Source organism: Microcoleus sp. CAWBG27, from assembly GCF_020883145.1.
Classification (GTDB): domain Bacteria; phylum Cyanobacteriota; class Cyanobacteriia; order Cyanobacteriales; family Microcoleaceae; genus Microcoleus.
Map to the genome: position 1 here is coordinate 1 of NZ_JAHREU010000105.1, position 15,023 is coordinate 15,023.

Consider the following 15,023-nt stretch of genomic DNA (forward strand, 5'->3'; position numbering starts at 1 on the left):
TTATTTTAGGTGAATTTGACAAGTATCTGTAACTCTAAAACCGCATAGGTTCAGCCCAAAAGTTTTTGGGCTTCCAGTTTTCACAACTGGTAAAAAAATCAAACCCACATCTGCGGAATGTGGGCTTCAGGTGAAATCGGCGAGGGCTACGGGCGATCGGCAAGCGCTACGGGCGATCGGCAAGCGCCACGGGCGATCGGCAAGCGCCACGGGCGATCGCTCTTGAGTGCGCCGAAGTTTTGATGAATGTCTTGCATTCTCAAGTACGATCGCCTGCGTCAAAAAAACCCGAAGTGGACTACATTATCTCGTAAGAAAGTAACCAGGAAACCGAAGAAGTGATTCTTTGGAAGCCCTCGGTATAGTCTTTGATTTACCGAGGTAGGATGGCACTTTAGAAATCCCGCTATCGAGCATAAAAACGACTATTTTGGAGAAAATCAAATGACTGTAATTACCGATCGTTTTGACAGACTCTATTTCACAAATTGTAACTTCGATCGACCTTTAATTCGTGATTCAAAAATCGTCATTCCCACCCGTCAACTCGGCTTACTACCAAGTCATCCACTTAATCCCCAAAATGAAATAATTTTCCTGTCAAAATCTTACCTAATTTTTGATGGAGTGAAATCATCGGTACGTCAGTTAACCGGATATGTAGAAGAACCTCCTGGTTCTCATCATTTCAAGCCTTTAGAAGAAAACTCTAGAACAGTCATAGATGATGATTTTCCCGATGTTGGTAAAACAGTAAGTTTATTTGGACTAGAAGGTGCTTTTGAAGACCCGTTAGAATGGGTTGATTGGGAAATTGAAAGTACATCATTTTATCTCATGGAACATCCAGCAGATGACTGGGAATTTACAGAACTGTGGATAGATACAACTAATTTTCCTCTAAAAGTTATGCTATTGGTTAGAGACAAGCAGGGAATTAGCTGTGTTTACGATCCATCTCAAAACAATCGGCTAGTATTTTTAAGTTTTACTTATGAAGAGGCGAAGTTATGGCTGGGAAAACAATATAAACTCGTGCCGCAGCGTTTTCCCAAAGAGGTATGTGTATAATAGACATCTCCTAAAAAGTTTCTGGAAGCCTTCCCCTATCTGGACAAAAACCTAATTTGGGGAGATGTTTACTGGTCAGAATAACTGAATAATATACTTCCAAGATTTGCACAAAATGCGGTCATATTCCTAGAAAATTTGGTAGTTATAAGAACTTTAAATGCCATGAATGTGGTTATGAAATACCACGTTCTTTTAAGGAAGCTTTGGGAATTATTCTCAAAGCAATGTGGGATACTACCTTTACCAACTCAATTGGTGATGTTGTACTAGACATTCAGGATATTCATAATGTCGGAAGATGTCTCGGTTAAAAGTATCAGGTGACTCAGTTGACAGTAAGTTACAACTCGGTGTATGGCACTTTTGTAGCCCGTACACTCTGTCAAGTGGAGGGCTAATCGCGCTTTTTTCAGCAACAGGAGACAGGGGGAAGGTGCAGAGTTTTACCGTTTTGGTACGTTCTGCGTCCTAATCCCCTTCGCAGTTGCTATCTGAAATTTCTCAGCTTCGCAATGTAACAATTCAGCCCAGATTTCGCACCCTGGGGTGTCACACAGCATAATTACGCAGAAAACTCTATTTTTAAAGTTATAAATTATGCCTTTAAAAAGTTTTTTACCCGTTAATGTACGGTATAGTAGTATAATTTATAGCTTTATTGCTGGATTAAAATAAGTAAAAACCGATTGTGACAGTTGAGGGTGCGGAATGTGGGATTAAGAGCGATTCAGCAAGGGTTAAAAAAGGTGAGTACGGTGGAGGAACAGTAAGAAGTCGATCGGCAAACAACCCGCGATCGTCAAAAAACGGCACGTCGCCCAGTGGCAAAAGCGCGATCGCCCGATCGACTCAGCAGTCTGCTCCCTTTTCAAAGAGAACTCAAACATATAAAATAAAAATTGACTGGCGGACGTGATTCAGGGTAATGATTTGCTAATTGATACCAGCCCGCATCAAAGTGGTGGTAGAAGTCGCTCAAACGTTGAAAATTACCGCTTCGCTTCAGGCGATCGTTAAATGTTCTTCTTTGAAGAGACGACGATCGCCAACGCGATTGATGATGCAAATCCCTTGATTGCACTCAGCTATAACGGTTCTCGAAAAAGTGAGGTATGCCCACGGAGGCCACGGAGCCCACGGGGACCACGGAGGCCACGGAGGCCTATGCGTTATGTACCTCATATGGGAACTCGAAAGGCTATAGCGGGCTGGCAATGGGAGACTTATCTTTTTTTAACACAACGGTTAACCCTAGATTCTATTTAGGTTAACCATCACGCACTAATACAAAAAAGAAAAGGCTTTCAGGAGGCTTTCAGGCTTTTCACACGTCGCAGAGAAGAACTCAAATTCCCAAAAAATGGTTTCGGCGTATAAAAGCTATTAGTTTCAAGCGCGGTTATCACCCAACGTGAATATTTTTAATTTGCAAAAAAACTGATGTCACAAGTAACAACTCCCAACAATTCGACTGCGCCTTCTTCCCCAATCCTGCCATCCCGACCCGTTGCTGCCGGTGGTATGGATATTCAAGGCGTTGAAACACAGCCATCATTAATCGGTAATGGTACTTCGACAACGCCATCATCGATCGATAATGGTACTTCGACAACGCCATCATCCTCAAGTTCAAGCCCAACTCTCATTCCCACCAAAGTCAGCTTACCCAATTCAGAGTGCGAGTGTCCAGAACTCCCAGAACCGCCAACGGTTATATTTCAGTCACCAGTGCAACCGCCAAAAGTTACCAGCGACGGGCGCATTGCGATTATTGGCGATAATGGCAGCAGTCTTCCTAACAGTGCAGTTAAAAATGACATTTTGCTCTTTGATGGAGGAGGCAACAATCTCATTTTCGGCAGCAAGGGCAATGATATCATTCACGCCGGCAACGGCAACGATCTGGTGTACGGTGGCAAAGGCAATGACTTAATCAGGGGCGATCTCGGTGCTAATACCTTAATTGGTGGCAGTGGCGATGACACAATCTATGGTGGTGTCGTAGATATATTAAAGCGCAATCAGAATCAATCTTTGTCTGCCCAAATGCAGAATCAACCTGCATTGCTCTTTGGTGGTAGTGGCAACGATGTATTGTTTGGGATGGAACAAAACGATACCATCATTGGCGGTAATGGCAACGATCGCGCCTATGGCGGTAAAGGAAATGACTTGATCTATGGCGAAAAAGGGGCTGATACTCTTTATGGCGGTCGAGGTCAAGATACGATTATCGGTGATTACGGCGATCTAAATACTACGGATACAAATGATGAGGGAGATTTGCTCTTTGGCGATGGTGGAGACGATCTGATCGCGGGTGGCATTGGCAATGATACCATTTATGCCGGAAAGGGTAACGATCTCGTTTATGGTGGCAAAGATAATGACTTGATCTGGGGTCAACTTGGCAATGATACCCTCGTAGGCGGTGAGGGCAATGATACTTTATACGGTGGTACAGGAGAGGCAAACAATCTAGATTCTCAAGGGCGCGACTTGCTATTTGGAGGGTCTGGAAATGACTCGATCTTTGGCAATGAGAGTGAGGATTCGCTTTCTGGCGGAGATGGCAATGATACTATTTATGGGGGTACAGGTAACGATATCGTTGACGGCGGCAGTGGAGATGATTTGCTGTTCGGCGATGAGGGTAACAATACAATTTGCGGTGGTGAAGGCAATGATACTATTTATGGCGGTACAGGAAATAACACCTTCTGCGGTGGTGAAGGCAATGATATGTTGTTTAGTGGTGTCGGCAATGACTTAATGACGGGGGGCGAGGGGGCAGATACGTTCCGGTTCCAGTATGTCGAACCGGGCGAATCAGCGGTATCAGTTGGTGGCGGCCAAAACAGAAATCCTTTTGGGTTAGATACGTTGACTGATTTCACACCCGCACAAGATAAGATTCAATTGGATCGCAGAGTCTTTCCCGTGTTGCAACCCGGTACGTTGCCAGCAAGCCTTTTTAGCGTTACCGATAACTTTAATGTCAATAATCAGGGTGCGAGTCCGGCTCGGGTAATTTACGACAAAACAAGTGGTTTGGTATACTACAATCCTTTGGGTACGCTGGGGGATGAAGTGCCGTTTATGCAGCTTCAACCAAATCTGAATATCAGTTCTAACGACTTTGATATCGTGTAAATATCCCTAGACACAAAGCCTCTATACAAGTGCGTTTTGTAGGGGCAAACCCCCCGCGGTTGCCCCGTTTCCTGGGATTGTTGCGTAATATCAAATCCGTTAAGCTGTTCGACATTCAAACTGCACTAACGGGACTTAGACAAAATATAGCCGTAAAACAGGCTAAAATCCATTCACAGTAAGAGTTTAAGGTGAATTTATGCTTTTTATGGCTGTGACTGGGTTTGAGCCTCATTGACCCCCCGGAGATGTAAATCGCTTTGTCAGAGAGGGTTATAGCCTAATTTTAGCTCCAAATTTGTCTAAGTCCCGCTAAGCTGTTCGACATTCAAACTGCACTAAGCTGTTCGACATTCAAACTGCACTAAGCTGTTCGACATTCAAACTGCACTAAACTGTTCGACATTCAAACTGCACTAAGCTGTTCGACATTCAAACTGCACTATTTGTGGCTCAGACCCCATGCTGTAACGGGTTCAAGCAATAAATTTAAATGACTAACAGCTTAAGTAGATGAGTGCGAAAATATATAACTATGTCATTGTTCGTTAAACGTCGCAATTCGCTTACGGTTCTAGCAGCAATACACATTCGGTTACACAGCAAGGTTTATTTGCGTCTACCTACTTAGTATCGGAATTATAAAAAAATATTCGGTAAGCGGAAAACGAGCGAGACTTTAGTCCTGAGATGCAAGCGACACGGGCGGTTTCAACCGCCTTGAATTTTTCTTAATTCTTAATATTTAAGACCACAAAAAGACGTTAAAATACAAACTAAGGAGGTGAGAAAGATTGTTAACAAACTATGCTTACAAGTTGCGACCCAATCAAACGCAGTCATTAAAAATGTCTGCTTGGGTAGATATGCTGCGAAGCCAGTATAATTGGTGCTTGGGTGATAGAATATGTCAGTATAATCAGCAGTTTATCCAAGGCGATTATTGTGACATCAGAACGAAAAGCGAAGCTTCACCATTAACCTGCTTCGTAAGTAAAAATAGCGCAACTGGAAATCCTTGGAAAGACTCTAAGCTTGACAAAGAGGGCAAAGCGAGAAATCCGCGTCGAAGCGCTGGCGACATTCAAATAACAGCATTGCCTGAGTTGAAAATGGCTAGACCTTGGTACAACGCCATAGATTCAACAGTCTTACAACAGAATGTTAAACGCTTAGATACCGCCTACAAAAACTTTTTTGAAGGTAGGGGATTTCCTAAATTTAAAAACCGCAGCAACTTCACATCTTTTACCTTCGTAATGGGAGTAAAAATTAAGGGTAATAAAATTTACCTACCAAAACTGGGTTGGATGCGGTTTTACGACTCTCGCTCAATCCCAGATGGGTTTGCCATCAAGGCTTGCACAGTCAGAAAACGCCAAAATGGCTGGTATGTTTCTATTAGAATAGAGGATAAATCTGTACCTGAATACAGTCCCAAAGCTCTCGGCAACAATCCCAAAGTAATCGGTTGCGACTTAGGAATTACTAAGCTGGTTCATCTTTCTGATGGCTACCAAATTGAGAACCCTAGGTTTTCAACCAATAAAAAAGCTAAACGTACTCTGAAAATTAGGCAGAGACGGGTTAGTCGGAAAGCTAAGGGGAGTAAAAACCGCAAAAAAGCAGCTATTAGAGTTGGGAGGTTCCATCAAAAGATTAGCGATAAGCGCCAAGCGTATCAATGGAAAACTGCGAACTTAATAGTATCTCGTAGCGTTGATGTAATTGCCCTAGAAAATTTAATTTTTTCTGGGATGATGCGCCGATGTAAGGTAAAAAGTGATGAAAAAACCGGGAGGTTTCTGAAAAATGGGCAATCCAGAAAAAAGGAATTGAATCGTGCTATCTCTGATGCGGGCTGGGGAGATTTGGGATTAAAGATTGAGTACCTAGCTGCAAAGCAAGGAAAAATCGTAATTAAAGTTAATCCTAAGTATTCTAGTCAGGAATGCAGGAATTGTGGTCATATCGACAAATCAAATAGAGATGGTGAAAAATTCATCTGTGTGGAATGTGGATATCACGAACACGCCGATATTGGTGCTGCAAAAACGATTAGAGATCGAGCTTTAAATTTGGTACGTGGGGACTCCGCGAAACCGAGTGCTAGACACTCAAACGCCCAGAAGATATCACCACGCACGAGCGTGCAAACGTGGTGAGTTTGGGAACCTGAGCAATCAGGATATTAAGATCGTAATGTCTTAAGAATCTCAGTGGCTTTAGCCCTGAGAGTGTCAATCATCTCTCTGTTCTGGAGACTCTGTGTTCTGTGCGTCCTCTGCGGTTTGATCGTGCCGAATCAACCGGAATTGATATAAGTCTCGATTGAGTTATATCGTTTCCGTTTAATTCGGAATTAGATCGGATATAGCAATCCGATCTGAGTCTCACAACACAACGCCCCCTTGTCTTCCTAGACTCCTCGTATAGCAAGAGTTTCAGGTTTTCCAGATCTAGAAAATCAATTAGGATTGCTATAGAATGCTGTAGATATCGTAGGGTGCGTCGCCATCAATCATAAAAGTAATACGGGATGCGGGAAACTCAGAGACTTCAGTTCTGAGAGGGAAGCGGCGCGAGGGACTTCAGTCCCCGTGTTCTTTCTTTCTTTCTTTCTTTCTTTCTTTCTAAATATTTTGTTGAGCGAACTTGAGATATCTAGTATAATAGCTAAAAGTAGACAAATCAACCAATATTCAGGAAAATAGAGGTGAACAAAACCCAAAAAACAATGGGAGTTCAGCAAGTATTACTGTCTCCAACCAAAGAAGTTCAAGCCTTGTTAGAGTATCTCTGTCAACAATCAGGTAAACTGTATAATAGTGGTGTTTATTTAGCTCGTCAGACTTTTTTCAAAACTGGAAAACTGTTAACTGGAAAATTTGACTTGTCTGTTGAATCGTCAGTTGCAAAATCAATGGTTGCTAAGTCGTTGCCATCAACACCAATGCAGCAAACATTGATGTCAGTCACAGAAGCCTTCAAATCTTTTAAAGAATTAAGAGATTTATATATCAAAGGTCAATTGCATTTTAAGCCCAAGCCACCCGGATACCTGACAGGCTCTAAGTTGTTCAAAGTAGCTTATCCTAATTCTGGAGGTTTAAGACCGAAACTTGTTGATAATCAGTTAAGATTTTCCTTGGGTTTAACAGTGAGGCGATGGTTCGGAGTTTCTGAATTCTTTTTACCTATGCCATCGAATGTTGATTTTTCCAAGGTGAAAGAGTTTACGATTCTCCCTAAAAATGGTGCTTTTTATCTTGAGATGTCCTACGAGGTTGAAAAACAACAACACAATCTGGACATTGGTCAAGCATTATCAATTGACTTGGGAACTGCTGACAATTTGGCAGCTTGTGTCGATACATTAGGAAACTCCTTCTTAATTGATTCTCGTGCCATGAAGGCAATGAATCAATTGTGGAACAAGAAAGTAGCAACTAGAAAAGAAGGAAAGCCAGAAGGTTATTGGGACGGTTGGCTAGACCGTGTAACTCGCAAACGCAATCACCAAATGCGTGATGGTGTTAATAAATCTGCAAAGTTAATTATCAACCATTGCTTGAAATATGGAATTGGTACACTGATAATCGGGTGGAATGAAGGCTTTAAGTCTAACACTAATCTTGGCAAAGTGAACAATCAAAAGTTTGTTCAAATGCCTTTAGGTAAACTGAAAAATAGGTTAAAAGAACTGTGCGATTTGCACGGTATCAGATTTGTTGAAACTGAAGAAGCATATACTTCAAAAGCTAGTTTTTTAGATGGTGACTCCCTACCCAAATATGGTGAAAAACCAACTGGGTGGAAAGCATCTGGAAAACGGATTAAACGTGGCTTGTATCAGTCAAATAATGGAAGAATTGTGAATGCAGATTTAAATGGTGCTGCAAATATTTTGAGAAAAGTAGCCAGTAAGTTAGGTCTAGACTTAAACCAACTGGGTAGACGGTGCTTGACGACCGTAGCGAGAGTTAGACTTTGGGTGTTACCTAAGCCTATCCTGTCCGCAGAATCGAGCGTGGCTTCAGCCCTGAGAGTGTCAAAAACATACCTCCGCCCATACAATTGGGATGTAACGGGATTTAGTATTAAACCTGTTTCCAGAAAGAGCAAGCAACCTTAATGTGTTAAGGCTTTTAGGTTCCCATTCCCCAATTCCCCATCTTATTGCAATCGTGGAAAACAAGGCAGATATCTACTATAGTCGCAGTAACGTCCTTTACCCACAAGGAGAATTGACGGATGCGGAAACTAGCTACCGACAAGCGATCGCCCGCGAACCCAATAATCCAACGGCTTACTATAATCTTGGAGTCGTCCTTGACGAGCGGTATCTGCTACTTGAGGCTCGGAGCAACTACCGACAAGCGATCGCCCTTAAACCTGATTATGTCAAAGCTTACAGCAATCTGGGTTGCGTTCTTGTCAAGCTGGATAGGTTATTCGAGGCGATCGAGGTTTTCCGACAAGCGATCGCTCTTTCCCCCAACTGGGCTACCTTACACAATAACCTCGGTCAAGCCCTTCAGGCACAAGGAAAAGCCGGTGACGCTCTATCTGCTTACATCAAGGCGATCGCGTTAGAGCCCGATCTGGTTTTAGCTTATTATAATGCTGGCAAAGTTTGGCAACTCGAAAACCAGCATTCACAGGCGGGTCGGTGTTTTGAGAAGGTGATAGAACTCGCTCCACACAACGCTTCAGCTTACAGTGATTGGGGCTATTCTCTCATGGCAGAAGGCAAGTTGGATGCAGCAATGGCTTGCTTTCAGAAAGCAATTTCCCTACAGCCGACATTTGTTGAAGCTTACTGCGATCTGGTTCTTCAAACCTTACACGAAAGCTCTGTAGAAGGTAAAGAAGTAGAAGGTAAAGAAGTAGAAGGTAAAGAAGTAGAAGGTAAAGAAGTAGAAGGTAAAGAAGTAGAAGGTAAAGAAGTAGAAGGTAAAGAAGTAGAAGGTAAAGAAGTAGAAGGTAAAGAAATTGACGAACTGGAAAAGGCGAAAATTGCCTGTGCCAGATTTCTCCAAGCACTACAGCGGCAATCAAACGCTCCCGAAGTTTACGCCAATCTCTGGCAAACTTACGTTCATTTGGGAAATGTTTTATTCGAGTATGGCGAATACAAACAGGCAGAATTTTATTATCATAAGGGTTTACAAATTAAACCCAATAATGTAGATATTTTAGGGCTGTTGAGTCATTGTTTGGTAAAACAGAAACGGCCGGGCGCGGCAGTGATGGTATGCCACATGGCAAGAATTATTCAACCCGATGCACCGTCGCCCTACATTAAATCTATAGGAACACAGTTAGAAGTAGGGACACAGTTAGAAGTAGGAACACAGCTAGAAGTAGGAACACAGCTAGAAGTAGGAACACAGCTAGAAGTAGGAACACAGCACTGCCGTGTCCCTACTCCTACCAGAACTTTTAATAAATGGTATAACTCAGTTCCCAAAGGCGCTTTGTCTGTCAAAGATTGGGTTGTTACCGTACAATTAAACGGGGCTAGCTATATTAGCAGTCTCCAGGAAAGCCAGTCAAATGCAGTCAGGATGCCTGTCTCACAAAGTTTATTAGAGATGTCTATTATACCTCTCCCAAAAAGCCAGTCAAATGCAGTCAGGATGCCTGTCTCACAAGGTTTATTAGAAATGTCTATTATACCTCTCCCAAAAAGCCAGTCAAATGCAGTTAGGATGCCTGCCACACAAGGTTTATTAGAGATGTCTGTTGGTGTTGATTCGTCGGAACTTGAGTCTAATCCAGTCTCTAACAAATTACCTGACTTTGATGCCTCACAACCGGGATGTGAAGGATTAAACTGCACGCCCTGCTTGAAGCGAATTTACCAGCAATTTGCTCCCATTTATCAGGGATTAGGCATTCATGTATTTAACAATAATTTAGCGAATATTTCTCTTGATTCACCCAGTAATTTTGTAGCGGTGATTCCAGAGGGACGCGCTTGGATTGTTCCGCAAAAAAACTCTTGGATGATTTGTAATGCCATTGCTATTATTACTCCAGATAATTATCTCTTAACTGATGTTTCTCGCGAGTATCCGGGTTCTTTGCCTGGGTGTCTGCGACATGATGCCAACAAACATCGGGTTTTAAATTTAGAAGAATTACCAATCTTAGAACAAATTGATGGGACAGTTGCAGTGTTATCTGGACTTTCTGGAAATGTTTACTTTCATTGGATGGTGGATATTCTGCCCAGGCTCGACATTTTACGTCAAAGTAAGGTAGATTGGGAGCAAATTGATTGGTTTTTAGTTAATAGCATCGCGCAACCTTTTCAGCGAGAAACGCTGTCACTGTTGGGGATTTCACAATCCAAGATTATTGAGAGCGATCGCCACCCTCACATCCAAGCTAAACAACTTATTGTACCATCTTTTTCGGGATCGATCGGTTGGCTGCAACCGCAAGCTTTGAAGTTTATACGACAGGAATTTATCAAACACATTCCCTCGCCAAGTTACCCTTACCCAGAGCGGATTTATATCAGTCGAGCCAAGTCTCGATATCGGCGGGTAATCAATGAAAAAGAAGTGATTGATTACCTGGCTAAATTCGGTTTTCAAAGTTTTGTGACAGAATCTTTGTCGGTAGTCGAACAAATTGCGCTATTCGAGCGTGCTAAAATAATTGTGGCTCCCCACGGCAGTGGGTTAACTAATATTATTTTTTGCCGGACGGGAACTAAAATTATTGAACTTGTTTCTCCCCACTATCTTAGACCTTATTATTGTATCATCAGTCAACTTTTAGGGCTGGAACATTACTATTTAATAGGGGAGGTATTTGTCTGTTATCCCATCCGAGAGTTGATGTATCAAAATCCTATGGCAGAAGATATTAAAATTAGCTTGAGCCAATTGGAAGAAATGATGAAGATTGCCAATATAATAAATCCCAATTCGTCGGTTGCGAAGCCGACTCATAAGCAAACTCCTATCAATTCAGAAACTACCGCAGTGCAGTATCCCTCCGTCGCAAAACCTACTTCTACGCAAACCGCTATCAATTCAGAAACTACCACGGTGCAGCATTCCTCCGTCGCAAAACCTACTTCTATGCAAACTCCTATCAATTCAGAAACTACCGCAGTGCAGTATCCCTCCGTTACAAAATCCACTTCTATGCAAACTCCTATCAATTCAGAAATTACCGCAGTGCAATATCCCTCCGTCGCAAAATCCACTTCTACGCAAATTGCTATCAATTCAGAAACTACCGCAGTGCAGCATTCCTCGCTCGCAAAACCTACTTCTATGCAAACGACTATCAATTCTGAAACTACCGCAGTGCAGTATCCCTCCGTCGCAAAATCCACTTCTATGCAAACGACTATCAATTCTGAAATTACCGCAGTGCGGTTAAATGAACAAGCCGAAGTTTATTTAATGCAAGGAAAATTAGAAGAAGCAGAAGCAACTTGTTTGCAAGCTTTGAAAAATCAACCGAATTCAGCACCTATTATAAAATTGCTGGGGAATATTTTGCACGCAAAAGGCAAGATAGAAGAGTCCCGAAAGTGCTACATTAAAGCGATTGAAATTCAGCCTAATTTTGCCGCTGCCTATGTGAATTTAGGCAGTTTGTACGCACAGCAGCAACAGTGGAAATCAGCCATTAAGTATTATCAACAAGCAATACACATTGACCCTAATTTCACGGTAGCTTACCGGAATTTAGCAAAAGTTTGGACGCATTTAAACAAGCCTAGCGAAGCGGCAGACTGTTGGTATGCTGCATTGAGTCTGGAACCGGAAAAATTTTCGGCACAAGAATGCGTCAACCTGGGAAATACTTTGGTGCGGTTGGATGATATTACGCGGGGGATTTATTGTTACCAACGCGCTTTGGAATTAAACCCCAATTTGGTAGGAGTTTATCAAAATTTGGGGGAAGCTATGAAGCGACAAGGAAATTTAGAAGCGGCACTGATTTATTATCAAAAAGTTATAGAACTAACTAACAACGTGGCGGATAGCTGGGGTTTATCGATTCCCCAAAATGGCGTAAATGACAGCAAGGAATCGGCGACTAGGTTGGATTTATCGAGCGATGATGGGTTAAATAACGGTCAAAAATCGGTGACTAGGTTGGATTTATCGAACTCAAAAAAAGGATTAAATGACAGTCAAGAATTGGCGGCTATGTTGGATTTACCGAACCCCCAAAATGGGGTAAATGACAGCAAGGAATCGGCGACTAGGTTGGATTTATCGAACTCAAAAAAAGGATTAAATGACAGTCAAGAATCGGCGGCTATGTTGGATTTACCGAACCCCAAAAATAGGGTACATGACAGCAAGGAATCGGCGACTATGTTGGATTTACCGAACCCCAAAAATGGGGTACATGATAGCTATAAATCGTCCGAACCCCTTACTTCCGAAGATGCGGAGGCGTTGATTGTTTTGGCAGGACATTATTATAATAAGGGGAAATTATCTGAGGCGATCGCGCAGTGTCAGCGAGCGATTTCACTTCAACCCCAGGCTGTTGTTGCTTACAAGATATTGGGGGAAGCACTGCAAGCGAGTGGGAAACTAGAAGAGGCAAAACATTGTTATTTTAAAGTGTTAGAAATTCAGCCAAATTTCGCTGATGTTTTGGCAAGTCTTGGCAATGTGTTCGCACAGCAGCAACGCTGGCAAGAGGCAATTAATTATTACAAAAAAGCGCTGGCTTTAAATCCTCGATTGGCGGGAGTTTATCGGAATTTGGCGGCAGTTTTTGAGCGCACGGGTTTGGCGGCCGAATCGGCAATTTGTGCTTATAATGCACTGAGTTTAGAACCCACAGCGGGGACGGCTGAAGAATACTTAATTTTGGGGAATACGCTGTTGGGACTGGAAAAAATAGATGAGGCAGTGGCGTGTTACCGGCACGCTATTGAATTGAATCCTAATTTGTCACAACCTTATCATAATATCGGGGAAATTTTAAGTACAAAACAAGCTTGGGATGAGGCTGTTACGGCTTATCGACTGTCTATTAAGGTAAAGCCTAATAATGCCGGTTCCCATTATGGTTTGGCAAAGGCTTTATCTGCACAACAACGCTGGCAAGAAGCGGTGGTTTATTACCGACAAGCGATTGCTTTTAACGCAAATTCTCCTGAGATTTATCATCAATTAGGAGATGCGCTGAGTCAACTGCAACAGTGGGAGGAAGCTGTCACTGCTTACCGTTGTGCGATCGAGTTAAAACCGGATTTATTTTGGTCTTATAATAATTTGGGGGACGCGCTGATTAAACTGGAACGGTGGGAGGAAGCGATTAGTGCTTGCAAACAAGCTACGCAACTTAACTCGCACTGGGTTTGGGCGTTTTACAATTTAGGGGACGCACTAGCGCAATGCTACCATTGGGAGGAAGCGATTAGTGCCTATCGCCGCGCTGTGGAACTTAACCCAAAACTGCCGGAAATTGAAAAGAAATTAGCGCGTGCGTTTCAAGAAAGAGCTCGATTAGATTTAGATGCAGTCGCTAGTTGGTATCAAAAAGCGATTCAAACCAACTCCGATGACGCAGATAATTACCAACAGTTGTTAAAAATTCAGCCAAATAAGGCAGAAATCTATTTGGACTTAGGCAAGACTTTGGTAGAAAAGAATCGGTTGACTGAAGCCTTGTCGGTTTATCAAGCCGCTATTAATCTGTTTCCCCATAACCCGGAAATATACTTAAATTTGGGTCGATGTTTCGTTCATCAAAAAGACCATGAACGAGCGATTACTGCTTACCGTCGCGCGATTGAGATTGAGCCAAATCATTATTGGTCTCATCACGAACTCGCCGAAGTTTTAGCAGCACAAGGTAAGCAAGACGAAGCGATATCAAGCTACTATCGAGCGACTGAAACTAATCCTTTTCCTTCATTTTGGTCTTATCACAATTTGGCAAGAGTTCAGTCGAATAAAGGTGAATCGGAACAAGCGACACTCTCCTACCGCAAGGCAATTGAGGTAAATCCCGATTATTCTTGGTCGCATAAAAACTTGGGCGATATTCTAGCAGCACAGGGGAAAACTGATGAAGCAACTGTCTGTTATCGCCGCGCTATTAAACTTAAACCTAGAATCTTCTAATGTAAGAATTCAGGTCACACCAAAAGCACTAAAACCTATACGACATAAGCATTTGGTCAAATTATCGTAGAGTTCCGATTCTTATTAAGAAACTATGAAAGCTTTTAGTTTCGTACTTATTGAAAATCAAGCTATTGATTGATGGAATTCTTGAATTTTAAAAGTCGCTCTGTGACTACGTTTCAGGCACCTGAATCCTTACCTTCTAATTTTTAAGACAAAAAATTTATGTCTGACCAAGTTGATAGACTAATTGCACATTACCAAAAAGCATTGCTAATTAAATCAAATAACGCCGAAGTTTACATCTATTTGGCAGAAGTATATTACAAAAAAGGTCAATTAGATGAGGCGATAGCTGCCTACAACTGTGCTATCGATTTAAAACCCGATGCTTATAAAGCTTACTATAGATTAGGGAAAATATTGCAAGAACTACAGCGATGGCAGGAGGCTATTTATTGTTACCTTCAAGTGATTTATTGTTACCAAGAATGTTTTCATGTAGAGCAGATATTGGTTGACTCTTATTATAAGTTAATAGTATCGGCTCAATAAGTAGGGGTAGCAGTTAATCTGGCTGCCAAGACAATCCCAAGGGATAAAGAGCAGATTTGGAGCGAATAATAGTGGACAGAGAGGGAATAACTCCAAGTTGAGAAATTCGGT

General features: G+C 42.2%; 9 protein-coding genes. All 9 read left to right on the forward strand.

Annotated elements, in window-relative coordinates; all coding sequences use genetic code 11:
* The first annotated feature begins 117 nt into the window (after window positions 1–117).
* On the forward strand, window positions 118–243 hold the full coding sequence (locus QZ938_RS31150) for a hypothetical protein (protein ID WP_293355948.1): 126 nt from the start codon (window positions 118–120) through the stop codon (window positions 241–243).
* A 201-nt stretch (window positions 244–444) separates the two neighbouring features.
* On the forward strand, window positions 445–1,071 hold the full coding sequence (locus QZ938_RS31155) for a hypothetical protein (RefSeq protein ID WP_293355951.1): 627 nt from the start codon (window positions 445–447) through the stop codon (window positions 1,069–1,071).
* Between the two features lie 104 nt (window positions 1,072–1,175).
* Window positions 1,176–1,385, forward strand: a complete 210-nt coding sequence (locus QZ938_RS31160) for a hypothetical protein (protein WP_293355972.1) — start codon at window positions 1,176–1,178, stop codon at window positions 1,383–1,385.
* Window positions 1,386–1,762: 377 nt separating this feature from the next.
* Entirely contained in the window at window positions 1,763–1,990 is a 228-nt protein-coding gene (locus QZ938_RS31165; protein ID WP_293355954.1) for a hypothetical protein, read from the forward strand.
* Between the two features lie 524 nt (window positions 1,991–2,514).
* Complete coding sequence (locus QZ938_RS31170; protein WP_293355957.1) at window positions 2,515–4,227, forward strand: calcium-binding protein; 1,713 nt, start codon at window positions 2,515–2,517, stop codon at window positions 4,225–4,227.
* A gap of 848 nt (window positions 4,228–5,075) precedes the next feature.
* Entirely contained in the window at window positions 5,076–6,392 is a 1,317-nt protein-coding gene (locus tag QZ938_RS31175) for a transposase (protein ID WP_293355960.1), read from the forward strand.
* A 551-nt stretch (window positions 6,393–6,943) separates the two neighbouring features.
* A complete protein-coding gene (locus QZ938_RS31180; protein WP_293355963.1) occupies window positions 6,944–8,362 on the forward strand; it encodes a transposase in 1,419 nt (472 codons plus the stop codon).
* A gap of 52 nt (window positions 8,363–8,414) precedes the next feature.
* The gene (locus QZ938_RS31185; RefSeq protein ID WP_293355966.1) at window positions 8,415–14,354 is read left to right on the forward strand and encodes a tetratricopeptide repeat protein; all 5,940 of its coding nucleotides are present in this window, start codon (window positions 8,415–8,417) and stop codon (window positions 14,352–14,354) included.
* 228 nt (window positions 14,355–14,582) lie between these two features.
* Window positions 14,583–14,912, forward strand: a complete 330-nt coding sequence (locus tag QZ938_RS31190; protein WP_293355969.1) for a tetratricopeptide repeat protein — start codon at window positions 14,583–14,585, stop codon at window positions 14,910–14,912.
* Window positions 14,913–15,023: the final 111 nt, after the last annotated feature.